Annotated in this window: 21 protein-coding genes; 14 read left to right on the plus strand and 7 right to left on the minus strand. The window is 70.1% G+C overall.

The window, feature by feature from the left end; translation table 11 throughout:
- Positions 1-8: 8 nt before the first annotated feature.
- The gene (locus tag PSESU_RS00830) at positions 9-1,130 is read right to left on the minus strand and encodes an anhydro-N-acetylmuramic acid kinase (protein ID WP_013533858.1); all 1,122 of its coding nucleotides are present in this window, start codon (positions 1,128-1,130) and stop codon (positions 9-11) included.
- A 19-nt stretch (positions 1,131-1,149) separates the two neighbouring features.
- Positions 1,150-2,559 (minus strand): peptidoglycan DD-metalloendopeptidase family protein, encoded by a 1,410-nt coding sequence (locus PSESU_RS00835; protein WP_013533859.1) that lies wholly within the window; start codon positions 2,557-2,559, stop codon positions 1,150-1,152.
- Positions 2,560-2,741: 182 nt separating this feature from the next.
- Here PSESU_RS00835 and tyrS point away from each other — a divergent pair, with 182 nt between their 5' ends.
- Together tyrS and PSESU_RS00845 are read left to right on the plus strand one after the other, a co-directional pair.
- Entirely contained in the window at positions 2,742-3,950 is a 1,209-nt protein-coding gene (gene tyrS, locus PSESU_RS00840; protein ID WP_041763712.1) for a tyrosine--tRNA ligase, read from the plus strand.
- Positions 3,951-3,982: 32 nt separating this feature from the next.
- Complete coding sequence (locus PSESU_RS00845; RefSeq protein ID WP_013533861.1) at positions 3,983-4,717, plus strand: CPBP family intramembrane glutamic endopeptidase; 735 nt, start codon at positions 3,983-3,985, stop codon at positions 4,715-4,717.
- A 52-nt stretch (positions 4,718-4,769) separates the two neighbouring features.
- Here the strand turns inward: PSESU_RS00845 and putA are convergent, their stop codons facing one another.
- A complete protein-coding gene (gene putA / locus PSESU_RS00850; RefSeq protein ID WP_013533862.1) occupies positions 4,770-7,946 on the minus strand; it encodes a bifunctional proline dehydrogenase/L-glutamate gamma-semialdehyde dehydrogenase PutA in 3,177 nt (1,058 codons plus the stop codon).
- Positions 7,947-8,108: 162 nt separating this feature from the next.
- Between putA and PSESU_RS00855 the strand changes: the two genes are divergently transcribed.
- Positions 8,109-8,909 carry a hypothetical protein gene (locus tag PSESU_RS00855; RefSeq protein ID WP_013533863.1) on the plus strand — a complete coding sequence of 267 codons (801 nt, stop codon included), beginning with the start codon at positions 8,109-8,111 and terminating at the stop codon, positions 8,907-8,909.
- 24 nt (positions 8,910-8,933) lie between these two features.
- Here PSESU_RS00855 and PSESU_RS00860 read toward each other — a convergent pair whose 3' ends face one another.
- Complete coding sequence (locus tag PSESU_RS00860; protein WP_013533864.1) at positions 8,934-9,647, minus strand: AraC family transcriptional regulator; 714 nt, start codon at positions 9,645-9,647, stop codon at positions 8,934-8,936.
- 215 nt (positions 9,648-9,862) lie between these two features.
- On the opposite strand from PSESU_RS00860, the gene PSESU_RS00865 reads away from it, so the two are divergent.
- From PSESU_RS00865 to PSESU_RS00885, 6 genes are all read left to right on the plus strand, one after another.
- Positions 9,863-10,336, plus strand: a complete 474-nt coding sequence (locus PSESU_RS00865) for a DUF2244 domain-containing protein (protein WP_013533865.1) — start codon at positions 9,863-9,865, stop codon at positions 10,334-10,336.
- A gap of 19 nt (positions 10,337-10,355) precedes the next feature.
- A complete protein-coding gene (gene coxB, locus PSESU_RS00870) occupies positions 10,356-11,297 on the plus strand; it encodes a cytochrome c oxidase subunit II (RefSeq protein ID WP_013533866.1) in 942 nt (313 codons plus the stop codon).
- A gap of 63 nt (positions 11,298-11,360) precedes the next feature.
- Complete coding sequence (gene ctaD, locus PSESU_RS00875) at positions 11,361-12,974, plus strand: cytochrome c oxidase subunit I (protein ID WP_013533867.1); 1,614 nt, start codon at positions 11,361-11,363, stop codon at positions 12,972-12,974.
- 63 nt (positions 12,975-13,037) lie between these two features.
- On the plus strand, positions 13,038-13,172 hold the full coding sequence (locus tag PSESU_RS16525) for a hypothetical protein (protein ID WP_013533868.1): 135 nt from the start codon (positions 13,038-13,040) through the stop codon (positions 13,170-13,172).
- The gene (locus PSESU_RS00880; protein ID WP_013533869.1) at positions 13,169-13,768 is read left to right on the plus strand and encodes a cytochrome c oxidase assembly protein; all 600 of its coding nucleotides are present in this window, start codon (positions 13,169-13,171) and stop codon (positions 13,766-13,768) included. Before PSESU_RS16525 ends, PSESU_RS00880 begins: the two co-directional genes overlap by 4 nt.
- 22 nt (positions 13,769-13,790) lie before the next feature.
- Entirely contained in the window at positions 13,791-14,666 is an 876-nt protein-coding gene (locus PSESU_RS00885; RefSeq protein ID WP_013533870.1) for a cytochrome c oxidase subunit 3, read from the plus strand.
- 116 nt (positions 14,667-14,782) lie between these two features.
- Here the strand turns inward: PSESU_RS00885 and PSESU_RS00890 are convergent, their stop codons facing one another.
- The gene (locus PSESU_RS00890) at positions 14,783-15,001 is read right to left on the minus strand and encodes a twin transmembrane helix small protein (RefSeq protein WP_013533871.1); all 219 of its coding nucleotides are present in this window, start codon (positions 14,999-15,001) and stop codon (positions 14,783-14,785) included.
- Between the two features lie 87 nt (positions 15,002-15,088).
- Between PSESU_RS00890 and PSESU_RS00895 the strand changes: the two genes are divergently transcribed.
- From PSESU_RS00895 to PSESU_RS00910, 4 genes are read left to right on the plus strand one after another with little or no spacing between them, the layout of a single operon-like run.
- Positions 15,089-15,799, plus strand: a complete 711-nt coding sequence (locus PSESU_RS00895; protein ID WP_013533872.1) for an SURF1 family protein — start codon at positions 15,089-15,091, stop codon at positions 15,797-15,799.
- A 53-nt stretch (positions 15,800-15,852) separates the two neighbouring features.
- Positions 15,853-16,431 (plus strand): hypothetical protein, encoded by a 579-nt coding sequence (locus tag PSESU_RS00900; RefSeq protein ID WP_013533873.1) that lies wholly within the window; start codon positions 15,853-15,855, stop codon positions 16,429-16,431.
- Between the two features lie 13 nt (positions 16,432-16,444).
- Entirely contained in the window at positions 16,445-17,632 is a 1,188-nt protein-coding gene (locus PSESU_RS00905) for a COX15/CtaA family protein (RefSeq protein ID WP_013533874.1), read from the plus strand.
- The gene (locus tag PSESU_RS00910; RefSeq protein WP_013533875.1) at positions 17,629-18,525 is read left to right on the plus strand and encodes a heme o synthase; all 897 of its coding nucleotides are present in this window, start codon (positions 17,629-17,631) and stop codon (positions 18,523-18,525) included. The genes PSESU_RS00905 and PSESU_RS00910 overlap by 4 nt, the downstream gene beginning before the upstream one ends.
- Before the next feature lie 75 nt (positions 18,526-18,600).
- Here PSESU_RS00910 and PSESU_RS00915 read toward each other — a convergent pair whose 3' ends face one another.
- Entirely contained in the window at positions 18,601-19,578 is a 978-nt protein-coding gene (locus PSESU_RS00915) for an MBL fold metallo-hydrolase (RefSeq protein WP_013533876.1), read from the minus strand.
- A gap of 157 nt (positions 19,579-19,735) precedes the next feature.
- Here PSESU_RS00915 and PSESU_RS00920 point away from each other — a divergent pair, with 157 nt between their 5' ends.
- Complete coding sequence (locus PSESU_RS00920; protein WP_013533877.1) at positions 19,736-20,545, plus strand: hypothetical protein; 810 nt, start codon at positions 19,736-19,738, stop codon at positions 20,543-20,545.
- Between the two features lie 52 nt (positions 20,546-20,597).
- Here the strand turns inward: PSESU_RS00920 and PSESU_RS00925 are convergent, their stop codons facing one another.
- Complete coding sequence (locus PSESU_RS00925) at positions 20,598-21,344, minus strand: TerC family protein (protein ID WP_013533878.1); 747 nt, start codon at positions 21,342-21,344, stop codon at positions 20,598-20,600.
- Positions 21,345-21,386: the final 42 nt, after the last annotated feature.

Raw genomic sequence — 21,386 nt, forward strand, 5'->3', positions numbered from 1 at the left:
GCGCGTGCTCAGGCCGGATGTACCACGCCCAGCACGCGCGGCCCGCGCGCGCCGGTCACGGCCGGCAGGTTGCCCGGGCGTGCGGTCAGGGTCTCGCGCGCCAGCCAGGCGAAGGCCATGGCTTCCACGTAATCCGGGTCCAACCCATGCGCCGCGGTGGATTCCACCACCACGCCGGGCAGTCGCGCCGCCAGGCGCGCCATCAATTCCGGGTTGCGCACGCCACCGCCGCACACGATCACCCGCGCGGTGCCGGGCTGGTGCGCCAGCAGCGCCTCGGCCGCGGTCGCCGCGGTCAGTTCGAGCAGGGTGGCCTGGACGTCGGCCGGTGGCTCGTCGCCGCGCAGGCGGGCCTCGACCCAGTCCAGATGGAACTGCTCGCGCCCGGTGCTCTTGGGCGGCGGCTGGACGAACCAGGGCTCGTCGAGCAAGCGCTGCAGCAGCGCCTGGTCGACATTGCCGGAGGCGGCGAAGGCGCCATCGGCATCGAACGCGGCGCCGGTGTGGCGCTGGCACCAGGCATCCAGCAGGGCATTGGCCGGGCCGGTGTCGAAGCCGCGGACCGCGCCCCCGCGCGGCAGCAGGGTGTAGTTGCCGATGCCGCCGAGGTTGAGGACGGCGCGGTCCTCGGCAGCCGAGTGCAGCAGGGCGGCATGGAAGGCGGGAACCAGCGGCGCGCCCTGGCCACCGGCGGCAACGTCGCGGCGGCGGAAGTCGCAGGCGGTGGCGATGCCGGTGCGCTCGGCGATCACCGCGCCGTCGCCGATCTGCAGGGTGAAGGGTACCGGCCCGTGCGGGCGGTGGCGGATGGTCTGGCCGTGCGAGCCGATCGCGGCGACCTGGGCAGGCGCGACCGCGGCCTGTTCCAGCAGCGCCAGTGCAGCGCCGGCGAAGGCCTCGCCGACCTGCACGTCCAGCCGGCCCAGCTCGTCCAGCGAGTCCGGCTCACCGCCCTGGCCGAGCGCGACCAGGCGCGCGCGCAGCGCCTCGTCCCAGGGATGGACGCGGGCGGCAACCAGGCGCAGGCCGGTGGTTCCGGGGTGGTCGGGCAGTTCGACCAGCGCCGCGTCGATGCCGTCGGCGCTGGTGCCTGAGATCAGGCCAAGGAAGAGTCGGGACATGCGCGCCATTGTAGGCGCGGGCGCGGCCTCAGCCGCGCTTGCCGGAGGGCGTGCCGGTGCTGGCGTAGAGCAGCTTTTCCATCGACTCGATGCGCGCCAGGGTCGGGGCGACCTGGGCACGGAACGCGGCCAGGGCAGGGCCCTTGAGCGGCTCCGGCGGCGGCATGGTCACCGACAGCGGGTTGCGGTGCTGGCCGTTGACCCGGAATTCGTAATGCAGGTGCGGGCCGGTGGCCAGGCCGGTGGAGCCGACGTAGCCGATCACCGTGCCCTGCGACACCGTCTGGCCCTGGCGGACCTTGCCGAAGCGCGACATGTGCGCGTACAGGGTGGTGTGGCCCTTGCCGTGGTCGAGGATCACCACGTTGCCGTAGCCGCGCTGCTGGCCGACGAACTGCACCCTGGCGTCGCCGGCGGCCATGATCGGGGTGCCGGTGCCGGCGGCGTAGTCCACGCCCTTGTGCATGCGCATCTTGCCCAGCACCGGGTGGCGGCGCGCGCCGAAGCTCGAGGACAGGCGTGCGTACGGGATCGGCATGCGGATGAAGCTCTTCTTCAGCGGCCGCCCTTCCGGGGTGTAGTAGCCGACCTTGCCGTCCTGCTCGAAGCGCAGGCCGGTATAGGTCTTGCCGCCGGTGGTGAAGCTCGCCGCCAGGATGCGGCCGCCGCCGATGCGCTCGCCCTCGCGCCAGACTTCCTCGACCACCGCGCTGAAGCGGTCGCCGCGCTGGACGTCCTTGAAGTCGATGTCGTACTTGAAGATCTCGTCGGTCATCACCGCGATCGAGGCCGGGCTCAGGCCGGCCTTGCGGCCCGCGGCGTAGAGCGAATGCTCGATCTCGGCGCTGGTCACCGCCACCCGGGTGGTGGTGGCGCGCTCGAGCACCTTTTCGTGGATCTTGCCGCCGGCCAGGGTCAGCTCGACCCGCTCGCTCGGGCTGCGGTCGAAGCGGAAGCCGTGCAGCTGGCCGTCGTCGTCGAGGGCGAAGGCCAGCTCGGCGCCGGCGCGCAGGCGGGTGAGCGGCTCGCGGTTGCCGGGCTGCTCGAGGATCTGGTGCATCACCTGGGTCGACACGCCCATCGACTCGAACAGAGCACCCAGGGTCTGGCCGCGCTGGATCTGGACCACTTCCCACTGGTGGCCGGGCTGGGCCGCGGTCGGCGCATGCACGGTCAGAGGGGGCAGGCTCAACGGCAGGGTGGCGTGCAGCTTCGGCTGCGGCTCCAGCTGCGCGGAGAAACCGGGGACGATGGTGGCGACCAGGGCGCCAAGGGTGGCGAAGAGGCTGGCATGGACCCAGTGGCGTCGGGTCCACTGGGTATTGAAGGCGGCCGGGAAGCGCTCCTTCAACTTGTGGCCGAGGGTCCGGTGATGGAGGATTCCGAGCCGGTCGTGGAACTGCTGCTTTCGCGCGCGGCCGTGGTCGGTCAGGGGCATGGACGGATTCCTTCACGGGACCCCGGAATGCGGCCCACCGCGGGCTACCTTAGACACATGAAATCCATGCGTCAAACCATTGAAGAACCTGAACTTTCCGGTGGCGCCCCTGTTAACTAGCACTTAACATGGCGTTCAAGTTTGTCAGTCCCACCCCCCGTCTTTTCCTGCTGGAGCAGCCTGTGTCCTCCGTCGAAGAATCCCTTGCCCTGATCGGCCGCGGCGCCGATGAGATCCTCAAGCGCGACGAGCTGGAGGCGCGGCTGAAGACGGGACGGCCGCTGCGGGTCAAGGCCGGTTTCGACCCCACCGCCCCGGACCTGCACCTGGGTCATACGGTGCTGCTGAACAAGATGCGCCAGTTCCAGGACCTGGGCCACCAGGTGATCTTCCTGATCGGCGACTTCACCGGGATGATCGGCGACCCCACCGGCAAGAGCGCCACCCGCAAGCCGCTGACCCGCGAGGACGTGCTGGCCAACGCCGAGACCTACGCCGAGCAGGTGTTCAAGGTCCTGGACCGCGAGCGCACCGAGGTCCGCTTCAACAGCGAGTGGTTCGGGCAGATGTCGGCCGCCGACATGATCCGGCTCGCCGGCCAGCACACCGTGGCACGCATGCTCGAGCGCGACGACTTCTCCAAGCGCTTCGCCGCGCAGCAGTCCATCGCCATCCACGAGTTCCTGTACCCGCTGGTCCAGGGCTACGACTCGGTGGCGCTGAAGGCCGACGTGGAGCTCGGTGGCACCGACCAGAAGTTCAACCTGCTGATGGGCCGCGGCCTGCAGGAACACTACGGCCAGGCCCCGCAGATCGTGCTGACCATGCCGCTGCTGGAAGGCCTGGACGGCGTCAACAAGATGAGCAAGTCGCTGGGCAACTACATCGGCATCGCCGAGCCTGCGATCGACATCGTCAACAAGACCATGAAGATCGGCGACGAGCTGATGTGGAAGTGGATCGAACTGCTCAGCTTCGAGATCTCCACGGCCGAGGCGAAGAAGTTGCGCGAGGAGGTGGCCGCAGGCCTCAACCCGCGCGACATCAAGCTGCGCCTGGCGCGCGAGCTGGCCACCCGCTTCCACGACGCCGCTGCGGCCGGGACCGCGATCGCCGGCTGGCATGCCGCGGTCACCGGCCAGGGCGATACCTCGCTGCTGCCGCTGCAGGACGTGGCGGTGCCGGCCGAGGGCCTGCGCCTCGCCGCGCTGCTGACCGCCGCCGGCATCACCCCGTCCAATTCCGAGGCCAACCGCAAGCTCAAGGAACGCGCGGTCAAGGTCGATGGCGAAGTGGTCGAGGATGCCTCGCAGGTGTTCGCCCCCGGCTTCGAGGGCGTGCTGCAGGTGGGCAAGCGCAACTTCGCGCGGGTGCGCCTGGTCGCCGGCTGACGCGCCCACCCACCAGGCAAGGAGCGGCAGGCATGGATGCAGGAACCGCCAACGAAGCGACCCCGGAACTGGAGGAAGGCGAGCTGTCGCTGGCTGGGGCGGCCACCAAGGACGTGTTGTTCCTGGTCTTCATGCAGGTGCCGGTCTGGCTCCTGGTGATGCTTCTGGTCGCCTGGCCCATGAAGGCCATGGGCACGCCACTGCCCGAGATCCCGGAGTTGATGCTGGTGATGCTGCTGACGGCAGTGATCGCCTGTCATTACCGCTGCAGGATCACCGCAACGGATATGGCCCTGGCCAACGCCGCCCTGCGCCGGCTGCCCACCTGGGGCTGGATCGTGCTTGGCGTGCTCGCCATGGAAGTCATGGACTTCGTGGTGCTCCGGGTCAGCGAATGGGCCGGGCAACCGCTTGTGGCCTCCAACCACGCGCCTATCGTCGAGGCGATGGGTGCTTCACCTTGGCTGGCATGGCTATCCGTCTGCGTCCTGGGTCCGGTAGCCGAGGAGCTGGCATTTCGCCGCCTGTTGTTCGGGCGCTTCCTCCGCGCCGGGCGGCCCTGGCTGGGCCTGGTGCTGACCAGCGTGATGTTCGCCTGCATGCACGAGGTCCCGGGGTTCTCCGAAGGGCCGTGGTGGGCGACCGGCCTGCTGTGGATCGCCTATTTGAACGCGGGCGCGGTTTTCGCCGGGCTGTACTGGCGGACCGGGACCTTGTGGGCTCCCATCCTTGCGCACATGGCTGGCAACGCCCTCGCCATGTGGTGACGGCTTTCAGTGGCGCGGCCGGACGCGATGCATCCGGCCGCACGCGCCACGCTCAGTCGCCCAGGGTCAGCAGCGATGCGTTGCCGCCGGCGGCGGTGGTGTTGACCGTCACCGTCTTCTCGGTGGCGAAGCGCAGCAGGTAGTGCGGGCCGCCGGCCTTGGGGCCGGTGCCGGACAGGCCCTGGCCGCCGAACGGCTGCACGCCGACCACCGCGCCGATCTGGTTGCGGTTGACGTAGACGTTGCCGACCTTCGCCCGCGACACGATGCGCTCGACGGTCTCGTCGATGCGCGAGTGGATGCCCAGGGTGAGGCCGTAGCCGGTGGCGTTGACCTGCTCGATCACCGCGTCCAGCTGCCCTGCCTTCCAGCGGACCAGGTGCAGCACCGGACCAAACACCTCGCGCTGCAGCTGCGCCAGCGACTGCAGCTCGTAGGCGCGCGGGGCGAAGAAGCTGCCGTGCGCCAGCGCGCCGTCCAGCGGCGCGGTGGCGATCGCGCGCGCCTCGCGGTCCATGCGCGCGGCGTGGGCCTTGAGCATCTCCAGCGCGTCGGCGTCGATCACCGGGCCGACGTCGGTGGACAGCAGGGCCGGGTCGCCGACCTGCAGCTCGGCCATGGCGCCGGCGAGCATGGTCGCCACCTTGTCGGCGATGTCCTCCTGCACGAACAGCACGCGCGCGGCCGAGCAGCGCTGGCCGGCGGAGGTGAACGCGCTGGCGATGGCGTCCTTGACCAGCTGTTCGGGCAGGGCCGAGGAGTCGGCGACCAGCGCGTTCTGGCCGCCGGTCTCGGCGATCAGCACGGCGATGCCGGCGTCCTCGCGCGCGGCCAGGGCGCGGTTGATCGCACGCGCGGTCTCGGTCGAACCGGTGAAGGCCACGCCGGCCACGCGTGCATCCGAGGTCAGCGCCGCGCCCACGGTGGCGCCGTCGCCGGGCACGAACTGCAGCACCGCTTCCGGGATGCCGGCCTCGTGCAGCAGCTTCACCGCGGCATGGCCGACCAGGCTGGTCTGTTCGGCGGGCTTGGCCACGACCGCGTTGCCGGCGGCCAGCGCCGCGGCCACCTGGCCGAGGAAGATCGCCAGCGGGAAGTTCCACGGGCTGATGCACACGAACACGCCGCGGCCCTGCAGCTGCAGCTGGTTGGATTCGCCGGTCGGCCCGGGCATCTGCTCCGGCGCGCCGAACCTTGCCCGCGCCTGGGCGGCGTAGTAGCGCAGGAAGTCGACCGCCTCGCGCACCTCGGCCACCGAATCGGGGATGGTCTTGCCGGCCTCGCGCACGCACATGGCCATGAACTGCGGCATGCGCTGCTCGAGCAGGTTCGCCGCATGCTCCAGGATCGCGGCACGGCTGGCGGCCGGGGTGCGGTCCCAGGTCGGCTGCGCGGCCACGGCACTGGCCAGGGCGCGGTCCACGATGGCCGCGTCGCCGGCCTGCCACTGGCCGACGACCTGGCGGCGGTCGGCCGGGTTGCGCACCAGGATCGGCTCGCCGGACGGCGCCGGCGAGCCCGGTACCAGCGGCGCGGCGCGCCATGGGCCGGTATGCGTGGCCATCTGCGCGGCCAGTTCCTTCAGCGTGTTGTCGTCGGCGAGGTTGAGACCCATGGAGTTGTCCCTGTCGAAACCCTGGTGGGTGTAGAGGTCGCGCGGCAGCGGGATGCGCGGGTGGGGGATGGAGTCGAAACCGGAGACCACGGCCACCGGGTCGCGCACCAGCTCGGCCACCGGCACGTCCTCGTCGGTGATGCGGTTGACGAAGCTGGAGTTGGCGCCGTTCTCGAGCAGGCGGCGGACCAGGTACGGCAGCAGGTCCTCGTGGCTGCCCACCGGCGCGTATACGCGGCAGGGCACGCCCAGGCGGTCGGCCGGCACCACCTCGGCGTAGAGGTCGTCGCCCATGCCGTGCAGCTTCTGGTGCTCGTACGGGCGGCCATCGGCGATGGCGCGGATCGCGGCGATGGTCTGCGCGTTGTGGGTGGCGAACATCGGGTAGATCGCGTCGCCGTGCTCGAACATGCGTCGCGCCGTGGCCAGGTAGGACACGTCGGTGTTCTGCTTGCGGGTGAACACCGGATAGCCCGGCAGGCCCTCGACCTGGGCGCGCTTGACCTCCGCGTCCCAGTACGCGCCCTTGACCAGGCGCACCGGGATGCGGCGGCCGACGCGGCGGGCCAGGGCGGCGAGGAAGTCGATCACGTACGGCGCGCGCTTCTGGTAGGCCTGCACCGCCAGGCCGTAGCCTTCCCAGCCCTCCAGCGAGGGATCGGAGAAGGTGGCCTCGATGATGTCCAGCGACAGCTCCAGGCGGTCGCTCTCCTCGGCGTCGACGGTGTAGCCGATGCCGTAGGAGCGGGCCAGCTGCGCAAGCTCGAGCACCGCCGGCGCCAGCTCGGCCATCACCCGCTCGCGCTTGGCGTGCTCGTAGCGCGGGAACAGCGCCGAGAGCTTGATCGAGATGCTGGGCGCGGCGAACACGTCGCTGCCCTTGAAGTCGCCGCTGCGGCCGATGGCGTGGATCGCGTCGCGGTAGGCCTGCAGGTAGCGCCGCGCGTCCTTCATGGTCAGCGCGCCCTCGCCGAGCATGTCGAACGAGTAGCGGTAGCTGGCGTTGCCGCCCTTCCTCGAGCGCGCCAGGGCCTCGCCGATGGTGCGGCCCATGACGAACTGGTGGCCCATGATCCGCATCGCCTGGCGCACGGCCAGGCGCACCACCGGCTCGCCGACGCGGCCGACCAGGCGCTTGAACGCACCGGGCACGTCGTGGCGGGTCATGTCGTTGAGGTTGACCAGGCGGCCGGTGAGCATCAGCCCCCAGGTCGAGGCGTTGACCAGCACCGATTCGCTCTGGCCCAGGTGCTTTTCCCAGTCGGCGTCGCCGAGCTTGTCGCGGATCAGCTTGTCGGCGGTCTCCTGGTCCGGGATGCGCAGCAGTGCCTCGGCCACGCACATCAGCAGCACGCCCTCCTCGCTGCCCAGGTCGTACTGGCGCATGAAGGCCTCGATCGCGCCCTGGTCGCCGGCGCGGGCACGCACCCGGCGCACCAGGTCGGCCGCCAGTGCGTCCACTTCGGCCTGCCGGGCCGGGTCCAGCCGGGCCTGGTCCAGCAGTTCGCGCACGTGGGTGGTCTCATCGCGCAGCCAGGCGTCGGTGATGGCGGCGCGCAGGGGCGAAACCGGGCCCGGCGGCGGGGCCGGTTGGCGGGCGGACAGGGCGGACATGAGCAGGCTCTGCAGGGGCGACGGAATGCCGCGTACTCGAGCGAATCTTCGCCGCCGGCGCTCGCGCTGGATTGATCGATTCCCCCGGCGCGCGCGCGGGGGCTGGCACAAACCGGGTCGAACGCCTAGCCTTCTGGCCTTTATCCAGGGAAGGAGAAGGGAATGGACGTCCATGTCAGTGGTGCCGGTGCGGTTGCGCAGGTCGCCGTAGATGATCCGGAACAGCTGCAGCAGGAGGCGTGCCGGCAGGTGCTGGAGGCCGTGCACGGCCACCTGCGCCAGCACCCCTGGGCGGACCCGGCGCCGCCGCAGGAGTGGACCTTCTGGCTGGAAAGCGACGGCACCCCCGTCGCCGGCGAGCACGAGGTCTACCGTCAGGCCTGCGCCTTCCCCGCCCTGCACGACCACGTCCACGCGCTGGTCCAGGCGACCGCCGGCGGGCCGCGGCGGCGCCCCTGGGCCGACGAGGAAACCCCCACCGGCTCGGCCGGCGCGGCGTACCTGGCCATGGCCGACCTGCGCTGGCTGCCCGCCTACCTGGAATACCTGGCCTCCTGCGACCTGGACCACGAGGTCCACCAGGCCGCGGAGATGGACGGAATCATCGCCAGCCATGGCTGGGGCCCGGCCACCGTGGGCCTGGCGGCCGCGCGCCTGTGGCGGCTGGGCGGCCAGCACGGCGACGAGCAGTTCGGCGGGTGGCTCGAGGAGGGGGGCCTGGAGGATTATCTGGACAGCCCCGACGGCGCCGCGGCGTTCCGGGCCGCGGTGGGTACCGAGTTCGAGCTCCCCGGCCCGCTGGACCCCGCGCCCGGCCAGGACCCGGCCCGGGCCCGCCGCCGCTTCGGGCAGCACGTGGACGATGGCCTGGAATACTTCGCCGAATACCTGGACGAGGACGACCTTGGCCGAATCAGGGGCGCGGCCATGGCGCGCTGGGACCGGCTGGCCGCGGCCGTCTGAACCGTTTCCCGCGGGGCCGGCGGCTCAGTCGGTCCGCAGCCGCCGGTACTCGCCCGGGGTCATCCCCACCATCGCCACGAACCTGCGGGTGAAAGCGCTCTGGTCGGAGAACCCGCAGGCCTGGGCGATCGCGGCGATGCTGCCGGGGCCTTGCAGGCGGTGCATCGCCGCCTGGATCCGGACCCGGGTCAGCAGCTGCAGCGGCGACAGCTGGAACACCTTCTGGAAGGTGCGCTCGAGCTTGGACTCGGAGAAGCCGGTGATGTGCAGCAGGTCCTGGACCCGGATGTTGTGGGCGTAGTGCCGGTTCATGTGCACCAGCGCCTCGCGCAGGGAGCGGTAGTCCGCCTCCAGGCCCTCGCGGCCGGCCAGGTCGCGGGAGATGCCCACCAGCCCGGCCACCTGCCCGTCCACCCGCAGCGGCCGCTTGCAGGTCAGGCACCAGCCCGGCTCCTGGTCGGAGAACAGATGCAGCTCCAGCAGGTTGTCGATCACCGCCCCTTCCAGGACCTGCTGGTCCTGCAGGCCATAGGTGGCGCCCAGGCCGCTCGGATACACCTCGCTGGCGCGCCTGCCGATGATCTCCCGGCGCGAGCGCAGCCCCAGGCGGCGCAGCATGGTGGCGTTGACGTGGGTGTAGCGGCCCTCGCGGTCCTTGATGAAGAACAGTACGTCCGGGATCGAGTCGAACAGTGCCTCGACCTCGGCGGCATCCACGGCGAGCGGGCTCGGCTTCACGGGGCAGGGGTCCGGGGATGGCGTGGAGGGCGGTGCCACATTCTAGATGGAGCGGCCGGCGTGGCCGCGGACGGGCGCGCCGGCGCGGCCACGGCCTCCCCTTTGCCATGGCGGGCGTGGCCGGGCCTTGTCCTCGATCAATGCGGGTTGCCGCTGCCCGTGGTTCACGCTTACCATCTTTCGGTTTTCCGCAGCTGCGAGCGGCGGTTGGCGACGTGATCGAGGTGGTGCCAGGCAGGCCAGGCGATGCCGGCGCGCAGTTGAGGCTGCGCCCGCCGCGGGCCCTGACGGCATCCCAGTTCAGGGCGCTGTTCGCCGCGCTGGCGGGGGCGATGTGGCTGGCGGCCGGCCTCGGCTGGCTTGCCGGCAATGCCTTCGCGCCGGTGTTCGCCCTGCTGCACAGCGCAGGGGTGGCGCTGGCGTTGCGGGTGCTGTGGAGCAACGGGGAACGCGGCGAGGAAATCGCCATCGGCCCGCAGGCGGTGGAAGTCCGCCGTGGCGCCGAGACGGTATTCAGCGCCCATCCGTACTGGGTGAGGCTGCAGGTGGCACCGGAAGATGGCATGGTCATGCTTTCTTCCGGCGGCCGGGACGTGGAAGTTGGAACCTTCCTCGGGCCCGGCGAACGCAGGCAGCTGGCAGGCTGCCTGAGGGAATTCCTGGCGGCCGCAAGCGGCCGCAACCGATGACGCAACCAGGGTCTAGGCAATGATGCAAGCGAAGGGATGGTGGAAGCGTTGGGTGGCCGCGGGCGCGCTGATGGCGGCTCCGTTGCTGGCCTGGGCCCAGTCGGCGGACCCGCAGCGGTGGCAGCTGAACATGGGGCGCGGCGTTACCGCTTCCTCGCAGCACGCCTATGACGCGCACATGGTCGCGCTGTGGGTTTGCGTGGCCATCGGCATCGTGGTGTTCGGCGCGATGGCGGTGGCGGTGGTCCGCTTCCGCAAGTCCAAGGGCGCGGTCGCCGCCCAGTTCAGCCACAACACCACGGCCGAGCTGGTCTGGACCGTGGTCCCGGTGCTGATCCTGATCGCCATGGCCTGGCCGGCCACGGCCAAGCTGATCGCCATGTACGACACCCGCGACTCCGAGATGACCGTCAAGGTCACCGGCTACCAGTGGATGTGGAAGTACGACTACCTGGGCGAGAACGTCAGCATCACCAGCCGCCTGGACCGCGAGCACGACCGCATCCGCCAGAGCGGCGAGCGTCCGGACCCGGAGAAGTACCCGCACTACCTGCTCGAGGTGGACAACCGCCTGGTGCTGCCCGTCGACACCAAGATCCGCTTCGTCATCACCGCCGACGACGTCATCCACTCCTGGTGGGTGCCGGCGCTGGGCTGGAAGCAGGACGCCATCCCCGGCCTGATCAACGAGGCCTGGACCGAGATCAAGACCCCGGGCATCTACCGCGGGCAGTGCGCCGAGCTGTGCGGCAAGGACCACGCGTTCATGCCGATCGTGGTCGAGGCCGTGTCCAAGGAGGAATTCGCGCGCTGGCTGGCCTCGAGGAAGCCCGCCGCGGCCGCGCCGGAAGCCCCCGCGGAGGACGCGGGCGAGGCCCCGGCCGACGCCGCCGCGCCGGCCGGGACGGAGCAGCCGGCCGACGAGGCCGAAGCCCCGGCCGAAGCGGCCACTGCCGCCTGATCACGCACGCCACGGCCGCTGCGGCGGCCGCCACGCAGAACGCATTCCAGAGGTAGCAACGCCATGGCCCATACCGCCGCCGAGCACCACGACGACCACCACGGCCACCACCAGGGGTTCGTCGAGCGCTGGTTCTTCTCGACCAACCACAAGGACATCGGCACGCTGTACCTGCTGTTCTCCTTCGTGATGTTCATCATCGGCGCGGCGATGAGCGTGATCATCCGCCTGGAGCTGATGCAGCCGGGCCTGCAGCACGTCAGCCCCGAGTTCTTCAACCAGATGACCACGGTCCACGCCCTGGTCATGATCTTCGGCGGCGTGATGCCGGCCTTCGTCGGGCTGGCCAACTGGATGGTGCCGCTGCAGATCGGCGCGCCCGACATGGCCCTGCCGCGCATGAACAACTGGTCGTTCTGGCTGCTGCCGGTGGCCTTCTTCATGCTGCTGGTGTCGCTGTTCCTGCCGGGCGGCGCCCCGGCCGGCGGCTGGACCCTGTACCCGCCGCTGTCGCTGCAGGGCGGCTACAACGTGGCCTTCACCATCTTCGCCATCCACGTGGCCGGCATCAGCTCGATCATGGGCGCGATCAACATCATCGCGACCATCCTCAACATGCGCGCCCCGGGCATCGACCTGCTGAAGATGCCGATCTTCTGCTGGACCTGGCTGATCACCGCGTTCCTGCTGATCGCGGTCATGCCGGTGCTGGCCGGCGCGGTGACCATGCTGCTGACCGACAAGTTCTTCGGCACCAGCTTCTTCAACGCCGCCGGCGGCGGCGACCCGGTGATGTACCAGCACATCTTCTGGTTCTTCGGCCATCCCGAGGTCTACATCATGATCCTGCCCGCCTTCGGCGTGGTCAGCGAGATCATCCCGACCTTCAGCCGCAAGCCGCTGTTCGGCTACCAGGCCATGGTGTACGCCACCGCCGCGATCGCCTTCCTGTCGTTCATCGTGTGGGCGCACCACATGTTCACGGTGGGCATGCCGCTGGGCGGCGAGATCTACTTCATGTTCGCCACCATGCTGATCTCGGTGCCGACCGGCGTGAAGGTCTTCAACTGGGTCTCCACCATGTGGAAGGGCTCGCTGACCTTCGAGGCGCCGATGCTGTGGTCGATCGCCTTCGTCCTGCTGTTCACCATCGGCGGTTTCTCGGGCCTGATGCTGGCCATCGTCCCGGCCGACTTCCAGTACCACGACACCTACTTCGTGGTGGCGCACTTCCACTACGTGCTGGTTACCGGCGCCGTGTTCGCCCTGATCGCCGCGGTGTACTACTGGTGGCCGAAGTTCACCGGCCGCATGTACAACGAGACCTGGGCCAAGTTCCACTTCTGGTGGTCGGTGGTGTTCGCCAACCTGCTGTTCTTCCCGCAGCACTTCCTGGGCCTGGCCGGCATGCCGCGCCGCATCCCGGACTACAACGTGGTGTTCGCGGACTGGAACCTGGTCAGCTCGATCGGCGCGTTCGGCATGTTCGTCACGCCGTTCCTGATGGGATTCATCCTGTGGCACTCGCTGCGCAACGGCGCCAAGGCCGACGCGCGTGCCTGGGAAGGCGCCCGCGGCCTGGAGTGGACCATCCCGTCGCCGGCCCCGCACCACACCTTCACCGTGCCGCCGGTCATCAAGGACGGCGACCTGGCCCACGGCGACATCACCCACTGACGCCGCGCGCAAGCGCAGCGGCACGGACCGCCCGCCCGGGCGGTCCGCAGCGACGGAATCCAGATGAGCCCGACTCCCGACCATCGCGATGAATCCGCCCGCCGCCGCAGCGGCGTGCTGCGCACCGCGTGGATCGTGGCCGGCGTGGCGCTGGCGATCTATGTCGTCTTCATCCTTTCGGGGGTGCTGAACGCATGAGCGCTCCGCAGGCCCGCGACGGAATGCGCAGCCGCGGCTGGCTGAAGCTCGCCGGCGTGTCGCTGGGTGCGTTCGTGTTCGCGTTCTCGCTGGTGCCGCTGTACCGGATCGCCTGCGAGAAGGTGTTCGGCATCCGCCTCGAGGGCGGTACCGGCCAGGCCCGCGGCGTAGTCGCCGGCGCCGGGGCGCGCAAGGACCGCGTCGTCACCGTGCAGTTCGACGGCGGCGTGAACTCCAAGCTGCCCTGGGCCTTCAGCCCGGAGCAGCTGACCATGCAGGTGGTTCCCGGCGAGCTCAACGAGGCGGTGTACTTCGCCCGCAACGAGAGCGACCGGGCGATCGTCGGCAGCGCCGTGCCCTCTGTGGCGCCGGCGCGGGCCTCGGGCTACTTCACCAAGACCGAGTGCTTCTGCTTCACCGCCCAGACTCTGCAGCCGGGCGAACAGCGCGATATGCCGGTGCGCTTCATCGTCGACCCGGACCTGCCGGCCGACGTGAAGACCATCACCCTCTCGTATACCTTCTTCAGGAACGAAGCCCTGACCGCGCAACTGGGCGCGGGCACGGCCTCCACCGCGCCGCACGCGGCGCCTTGACCCGAGCAACGGAATCCACGCCATGGCCCATTCCCCGACCGACGCCAACATCTACTTCGTGCCGGCCAAGAGCAAGGCGCCGATCTTCGCCTCGGTGTCGATGTTCGTGATGATGATCGGCGTGGCCACCTGGCTCAACGAGATCGCCTGGGGCAAGTACTCGTTCTTCATCGGCATGGCGATGATGATCGCCACCCTGTTCTACTGGTTCGGCGAGGTCATCCGCGAATCGCAGGGCGGCAACTACAACCGCCAGGTCGACGGCTCCTTCCGGATGGGGATGGTGTGGTTCATCTTCTCCGAGGTGATGTTCTTCGGCGCCTTCTTCGGCGCGCTGTTCTACACCCGCCAGTTCGCGCTGCCGTGGCTCGGCGGCGAAGGCGACGGCGTGATGACCAACGAGCTGCTGTGGCAGGGCTTCAGCGCGGCCTGGCCGAGCGCCGGCCCGGGCGGCGTCGGCGGCCAGTTCCAGACCATCCCGGCCTGGGGCCTGCCGCTGCTCAATACCCTGATCCTGCTGACCTCCGGCGCGACCCTGACCATCGCCCACCACGCGCTGAAGTCCGGCAAGCGCGGCCAGCTGCTGTTCTGGCTCGGCGCCACCATTGCCCTGGGCCTGGTGTTCCTCACCTTCCAGGCCGAGGAGTACATCCACGCCTACAAGGAGCTGAACCTGACCCTGGGTTCGGGCATCTACGGTTCCACCTTCTTCATGCTCACCGGCTTCCACGGCGCCCACGTGCTGCTGGGCACGATCATGCTGATCGTGATGTGGTTCCGCGCGTTCAAGGGCCACTTCACCCGCGACAAGCACTTCGGCTTCGAAGCCGCCGCCTGGTACTGGCACTTCGTCGACGTGGTCTGGCTGGGCCTGTTCCTCTTTGTTTACGTCTTGTGATTGGTGATTCGTGATTGGGGATTCGCAAAGGCGAAGACCCATGAAACAAGGGCGCCGTCAGGCGCCCTTGTTGTTTCGAATCACCAATCACCAATGACGAATCACGGGGTGGCGGCTCAGCCGCCAACCCCATGCGGCTGTATCACGCCGGTCCAGATGCCGATGATCACCAGCAGGATCAGGCCGATCGACAGGGCGATGCGGCGGGTCAGCGCGTTCACGGTGCGCTTGCTCTCGCCGCGGTCGACCATGAGGTAATAGAGCGCCGAGCCGAGGTTCCAGATGATGACCAGCAGGAACGCGACGACGATGAGGGTCTTCAGCGAGTCGTTCACGGGTTTGGGCTCGTGGCGGGCGGATGTGCGTGGGCCATTATCGCAGCCCGGCGCGGCCGCGGGCGTGGTGGCGGCGTGAGCCGGCGCATGCCGCTGTGGGCGGGCTGGGGCCTGGCCCTGGGCGTGGCGGCCGTGTGCGCCAGCCTCGGCAGCTGGCAGCTCAAGCGCATGCATGCCAAGCAGGACCTGCTCGAGGCCTCGGCACGGGTGCTGGACGAGCGCCGCGCCCGCCCGCTGGCACTGGCCGCCGACCCGGCGCGCGCCCGCGAATACGACTGGGCCGCCGGCCGCGGCCGCTTCGCGGACCTGCCGGCGGTGGTGCTGGACAACCAGAACCGCGCCTCGCAGCCGGGCATCCGCGCCTATCGCGTGTTCCTGCCCGAGGGCGAAGGCGCGGTGCCGCTGCTGGTGGAGCTGGGCTGGCTGCCGCTGCCGGGCGACCGCAGCATGCCGGCGATCCCGTTGCCGGCCGAAGGCGCCATGGCGGTCTCCGGCCTGCTGCTGCCGCCGCCCTCGCGCGGGCTGGCCGCGCCTGCGGTGCAGCGCGAGCCGGACGGCACCGCCCTGGTGGTGGCGCTGGACCCGGCCGTCGTGGCCGAGGCCCTGGGCCAGCCGGCGCTGGCGCCACGCGTGCTGCGCCTGGATCCGGCGCTTTCCGTCGGCTACGCCCGCGACTTGGAACTACTGCCCAACACCCTGCCGCCGGACCGGCACCTGGGCTATGCTGTGCAGTGGTTCGCACTGGCCGCGGCGGTGCTGGTGATCGCGCTGGTGCTGACCCTGCGCCGGCGACGCTGAGTCCCTGCGCCCGGCGAGGGCAGGGCATCGCCGGGCATGCGAAAATCGCGCACATGACCACTTCCGCTACCGACGCAAACCGCACCGCCCGTGGGCGGCTGGTCCTGATCGCGCTGTTCCTGCTGTTTTTCGGCTCGGCCTTCGGTGCCGGCCTGCTGCGCTTCAGCGGCTGGATGCCGGCCGGGCTGAAGAACAACGGCGAACTGCTCAACCCGCCGGTCGACCTGCGCCAGTCCAGCCTGCAGCTGGCCTCTGGCGAGGCCTATGCGTGGCAGCCGGAGACCCGCATCTGGCGCATCCTCGCGGTGCCATCGTCCGCCGGTTGTGCCACCGGCGCCTGCGACGAACTGCTGGCGCAGCTGGACAAGGTCTGGCGCCTGTTCGGCCACAACGCCGACCAGGTGCACGTGCTGTGGCTGGGCGAGGCGCCCGCCGCCGCCGCGCAGCTGCCGGAAGTGCGCGTGCTGCAGGAAGACGCCAGCCTGCGCGAAGCGCTGCCGCGCTCTGCCGATCCAGCCGGCGCGCCGGTGTACGTGGTCGATCCCAACGGCTTCGTGATCCTGCGTTATCCGCCGAACGCCGACCCGGCCGGGCTGCGGACCGACGTGGCGCGCCTGCTGAAACTGAAGTGAGGTTCTCTTGCCGATGAACGCGCTCGTCCGCCCGACGCTGGCACGCCATTTCCACCGCATCGCCTGGCTGGCGGTGGCGCTGACCGCCTGCGTGGTCGTGTTCGGCGCCTTCGTGCGCCTGTCCGACGCCGGCCTCAGCTGCCCCGACTGGCCGACCTGCTATGGACGTGCCACCTGGCCCTCTGCGGCGCAGGACGCGGCCGCGCACGCGGCCAGCGAGATCCGCCCGTTCGAGACCCACAAGGCCTGGCGCGAGCAGGTGCACCGCCATCTCGCCGCCAGCCTCGGCGTGATCGTGCTGCTGCTGGCGCTGCTGGCCGTGCGTCGCCGCCGCTTCGGCGTCTCGCTGGTGATCGGCGCATCGCTGCTGGTCGCGGCGGCGATCCCCGCCTACATGTATGGCCATATCGGGCTCGCGTTCGCGCTGGCAGGTGCCGGCGAGGCGGTGCTGCTCATCGCCGCGATGCGCTGGTCCAACATCGACCTGGCCCGCGCCGCGGTGCTGACCCTGGCGGTGATCGTGTTCCAGGCCCTGCTGGGCAAGTGGACCGTGACCATGCTGCTAAAGCCGGTCATCGTCATGGGCCACCTGCTGGGCGGCCTGACCACGTTCTCGCTGCTGGTGTGGATGGCCTGGCGCGCGACCAACCTGCCGATCCGCCTGGCCGACGCGCGCGTGCTGCGGCGCTGGCTGGTGGCCGGCATCGTCGTGCTGGGCGTGCAGATCGCCCTGGGCGGCTGGACCAGCGCCAACTACGCCGCGCTGGCTTGCGGCGGCGGCGGCTGGACCACGGCCGAGCACCACTACCTCGATTTCCCGCGCTGCGTGGGCCAGTGGTGGCCGCCGGCCGACTTCCGCGAAGGCTTCGTGCTGTGGCGCGGGATCGGCGTGGACTACGAAGGGGGCGTGCTCGACGGCGCCTCGCGCATCGCCATCCAGATGGCGCACCGGATGATGGCGGTGGTCGCGGCGCTGTACCTGCTGGTGCTGGCCGTGCGCCTGTACCGCCTGCCGGGCATGCGCGGCTGGTCGTCGCTGCTGGGCGTGCTGGTGCTGGTCCAGGTCAGTCTGGGCATCCTCAACGTGAAGCTTTCGCTGCCGCTGCACGTGGCGGTCGCGCACAACGCCGGCGCCGCCGCCCTGCTGTTCGTGCTGGTGACCCTGCTGGCGCGCCTGCGCGAGCCCGAGCGGGTCGCATGAGCAGGCCCATTCCCGTCTGGCGCGAGTACCTGGAGCTGACCAAGCCGCGCGTGGTCGCACTGCTGGTGTTCACCGCCCTGGTCGGCATGTTCCTGGCGGTGCCGGGACTGCCGCCGCTGCGCGAGTCGGTGCTGGGCCTGGTCGGCATCTGGCTGGCCTCGTCCTCGGCCGCGGCGATCAACCACCTGATCGACCAGCGCATCGACAAGGTGATGGCGCGAACCGCGCACCGTCCGCTGGCCACCGGCGCGCTGCGTCCAGTGCAGGTGCTGGTGTTCGCGCTGGCGCTGGGCGCGCTGTCGATGCTGGTGCTGGTGCTGTGGGTGAACACCGTCACCGCGGTGCTGACCTTCGCCTCGCTGATCGGCTACGCGGTGATCTACACCGGCTACCTCAAGCGCGCCACGCCGCAGAACATCGTGATCGGCGGCGTCGCCGGCGCCGCGCCGCCGCTGCTGGGCTGGGCCGCGGTCACCAACATGCAGGGGTCGTGGGACTGGCAGCATGCACTGCTACTGGTGCTGATCATCTTCGTCTGGACCCCGCCGCACTTCTGGGCGCTGGCGATCTTCCGCCGCGAGGACTATGCGCGCGCGCTGATCCCGATGCTGCCGGTCACCCATGGCGTGACCTATACCCGCTGGCAGATCCTGTTCTACACCGTGCTGCTGGTCGAGGTGACGGTGCTGCCGGTGCTGTTCGGCATGAGCGGCCTGTTCTACCTCGGCGGTGCCCTGGTGCTGGGCAGCGTGTTCCTCTGGTACGCCTGGCGCCTGCTCGATCCGCCGGACGAGTTCTACGCGATGCGGGTGTTCAACTACTCGATCGTGTACCTGATGGCGCTGTTTGCCTTCCTGCTGGTGGACCACTGGCTGCCGCTGTTACTGGGCTGAGCCTGCTAGCCCGGACTTCCGCGCCGAGCCAGCCGGACGTGCGCATCGCGCGCACGTCCGGCCGCTTACTGCCGGTTACTCAGCGACCCAGGCCAGCTGGCCGTCGCTGCCGCGCTCGATCCGGCCCAGGCCCGGGAACGGGAAGTGCACCGAGTACAGGCGCTCGCCGCTGTCGGCCGCGGCCTCCAGGGTCCTTGCGCGCTGCGCCGCGCCTGCCGCCGGATCGCGGTCGAAGCGGATCGTCCACTGCGGACGCTGCACCGAGATCACCGGGTGGTGCACCTGGTCGCCGACATAGAGCAGGGTCTCGCCTTCACCAGCGCTGATGCGGAACGCGACATGGCCGGGGGTGTGGCCCGGCGTGGGCAGCGATTGCACGCGTCCGGCGACCAGTTCCGCGTCCGGGGCGAAGGTGCTGACCTTCGGCGTGATCGCCGCGACCAGGCCGGCCATCGCCGCGCCTTCGCCGCTGGCCTGCGCCTGCAGGTCTTCCCATTCCGGCTGCGAGATGTGGATGGCGGCGTTGGGGAAGGCCAGCGCGCCGGCTGCGTCGACCAGGCCGCCGACATGGTCGCCATGCGCGTGGGAAATGAAGACGTCGGTGACCTGGGCCGGCTCGACGCCTGCGGCCTGTAGCGCGGCGCCCAGCTTGCCGGCGCTGTCGCCCATGTTGCCGCCGGCGCCGGTGTCGAACAGGTACACACGCTCGCCGTCGCGCACCAGCAGCGGCTGCACGCTCAGGTGCAGCTGGTCGGTTTCGAGTCCCGCGGCCGCGAGTACACCGGCGACCTCGTCCGGGGTGAGGCCGACGCCGAACACGTTGTTGTCGTTGGGCACGGACATTCCGCCATCGCGCAGCGCCGCGGCCTGCAGCGTGCCGATCTGGAAGGCGTGGACGTTGTCGCCGGCCGGCTCGGCGGCGGGCGTGGCTTCCGGTGCGGCGACCGGCGTGGTGGCGGCATCGGCCGCCTGCTCGTTGCGGCTGCAGGCGGCAAGCGCCGCGCCCAGTGCTACGACCAGTAGCGGCAGCGCCGCCTTGCGTACATGCGACATGGCTGACTCCTTGGGTGGACCGCCGGATTCTGGCGGTGGCGCAGGGGTGCGGCAAGCGATGGCCGCGTGTGCGGGTGGAACGCTGGAGTGCGGCGCCGGCTTGAATCCGCAGGTCCCTGCCACCACGCCTGTCCGTGGACGGCCATGGAGACAGGCGATGCAGTGGAAGGCAGGCGCTCTCCTGCTGCTGGCGGCGCTCGCGCCGGCACCAGCACTGGCGGCACGGGAAGCGGCAGGTGACAGCGACCTGCAACACGTGGTCGAACACGTGGCCGCATGCATGGGTGACCGGCGCATGGTGCTGCTGGGCGAGGCGCACGGTACCCGCGAGGTTCCGCTGCTGGTCGCCGGACTGGCCGAGCGTGGGAGCAGGAAGGGACCGCTGCTGCTGGCGTTGGAGATCCACGGCAGCGAGCATCGCCCGCTGGCCGACTATCTCGATGGCGATGGCAGCGAGGCCGCGCGCGAGCGCCTGCGCAAGCGCCCGTACTGGGCCAGGCCACGGGAACGGAACGACGGCCGTCGCAGCGAGGACATGCTCGACCTGGTCGAACGCATGCGCCAGCTGCGGGCACAGGGTCGCGACGTGGCGATCCTGCCCTTCGACGTGGGCGATGGGGACGGACGCGACAAGGCCATGGCCGACCATGTGCGCAAGGCCTGGGAGGCGCTGCCGCGCGGCCGGATGCTGGCGCTGGCGGGGAACGTGCACGCGATGCGCGGCAGGCCTGGTTACGCCCCGCCAGGGATGCAGGAGCCGATGGGTGCCTTCCTGCAGGACCTGGCGCCGGTGTCGATCGACATCACCGCCTCGACCGGCGCCTTCTGGGCCTGCCCTGCCGCCGGTTGCGGCCCGCAGCCTGTCACCTCCGGTGCGCCCGTAGGCATGCATGGCGGCGACGAGGCCTTCGACTGCCGTGTCGTGCTGCCGCGCTTCACCGTGGCGCGGCTGATCGGGCAGCCCTGATCCGCTGCCGGCCCCGCCTTCGACAGGCGGGACCGGTAGTCCGTGCGGCGGCCTATTCCCCGCGTGCCCGCGCGGCGGCGGCCAGTTCGCGTCGCCGCACCCAGAGGTTGATCATCTCCACGAACACCGAGAAGGCCATCGCCGCGTAGATGTAGCCCTTCGGGATGTGCTGGCCGAAGCCATCGGCGATCAGCACCAGGCCGATCATGATCAGGAAGCTCAGCGCCAGCACCTTGACCGTGGGGTGGCGCTCGACGAACTCGCCGATGGGGCCGGCGAAGCCGATCATGAACACGATCGAGATCAGGATCGCGGTGGCCATGACCCAGCGCTCGTCGACCATGCCGACGGCGGTGATGATCGAGTCCAGCGAGAACACGATGTCCAGCACCATGATCTGCAGGATCACGCCGCCGAAGGAGGTGGCGGCGCGGGCAAGGTTGGGCCCTTCCTCGGCCATGCCGGCGCCCTCGATCTTCTGGTGGATCTCATGGGTGGCCTTGGCGATCAGGAACAGGCCGCCGCCGATCAGGATCAGGTCGCGCCAGGAGAAGGCATGGCCGAACAGCTCGAACAGCGGCCTGGTCAGGCCGATGATCCAGGCGATGGTGAACAGCAGGCCCAGGCGGCTGACGGCCGCGGCCGCGATGCCAAGCTTGCGCGCCTTGTCGCGCTGCTCCGGCGGCAGGCGCCCGGCCAGGATCGAGATGAAGATGATGTTGTCGATACCCAGCACCAGTTCCAGCGCGGTGAGGGTGGCCAGGGCGATCCAGATTTCAGGGTTGAGCAGGGCGTCCATGTGGGTTCGCTTGGGTCAGGCAATCGGAGGCTGACGCGCCGC

This window comes from Pseudoxanthomonas suwonensis 11-1 (assembly GCF_000185965.1).
GTDB lineage: Bacteria > Pseudomonadota > Gammaproteobacteria > Xanthomonadales > Xanthomonadaceae > Pseudoxanthomonas > Pseudoxanthomonas suwonensis_A.

Bases quoted from the DNA above. Each gene is read 5' to 3' on its own strand.
- PSESU_RS00905 (WP_013533874.1), top strand. From the start codon at position 16,445: ATGAACGCGCTCGTCCGCCCGACGCTGGCACGCCATTTCCACCGCATC.
- PSESU_RS00895 (WP_013533872.1), top strand. From the start codon at position 15,089: ATGCCGCTGTGGGCGGGCTGGGGCCTGGCCCTGGGCGTGGCGGCCGTG.
- PSESU_RS00920 (WP_013533877.1), top strand. From the start codon at position 19,736: ATGCAGTGGAAGGCAGGCGCTCTCCTGCTGCTGGCGGCGCTCGCGCCG.
- coxB (WP_013533866.1), top strand. From the start codon at position 10,356: ATGATGCAAGCGAAGGGATGGTGGAAGCGTTGGGTGGCCGCGGGCGCG.
- PSESU_RS16525 (WP_013533868.1), top strand. From the start codon at position 13,038: ATGAGCCCGACTCCCGACCATCGCGATGAATCCGCCCGCCGCCGCAGC.
- ctaD (WP_013533867.1), top strand. From the start codon at position 11,361: ATGGCCCATACCGCCGCCGAGCACCACGACGACCACCACGGCCACCAC.
- PSESU_RS00845 (WP_013533861.1), top strand. From the start codon at position 3,983: ATGGATGCAGGAACCGCCAACGAAGCGACCCCGGAACTGGAGGAAGGC.
- PSESU_RS00885 (WP_013533870.1), top strand. From the start codon at position 13,791: ATGGCCCATTCCCCGACCGACGCCAACATCTACTTCGTGCCGGCCAAG.
- PSESU_RS00880 (WP_013533869.1), top strand. From the start codon at position 13,169: ATGAGCGCTCCGCAGGCCCGCGACGGAATGCGCAGCCGCGGCTGGCTG.
- PSESU_RS00925 (WP_013533878.1), bottom strand. From the start codon at position 21,344: ATGGACGCCCTGCTCAACCCTGAAATCTGGATCGCCCTGGCCACCCTC.
- PSESU_RS00910 (WP_013533875.1), top strand. From the start codon at position 17,629: ATGAGCAGGCCCATTCCCGTCTGGCGCGAGTACCTGGAGCTGACCAAG.
- PSESU_RS00900 (WP_013533873.1), top strand. From the start codon at position 15,853: ATGACCACTTCCGCTACCGACGCAAACCGCACCGCCCGTGGGCGGCTG.
- PSESU_RS00855 (WP_013533863.1), top strand. From the start codon at position 8,109: ATGGACGTCCATGTCAGTGGTGCCGGTGCGGTTGCGCAGGTCGCCGTA.
- PSESU_RS00915 (WP_013533876.1), bottom strand. From the start codon at position 19,578: ATGTCGCATGTACGCAAGGCGGCGCTGCCGCTACTGGTCGTAGCACTG.
- putA (WP_013533862.1), bottom strand. From the start codon at position 7,946: ATGTCCGCCCTGTCCGCCCGCCAACCGGCCCCGCCGCCGGGCCCGGTT.
- PSESU_RS00835 (WP_013533859.1), bottom strand. From the start codon at position 2,559: ATGCCCCTGACCGACCACGGCCGCGCGCGAAAGCAGCAGTTCCACGAC.
- PSESU_RS00830 (WP_013533858.1), bottom strand. From the start codon at position 1,130: ATGGCGCGCATGTCCCGACTCTTCCTTGGCCTGATCTCAGGCACCAGC.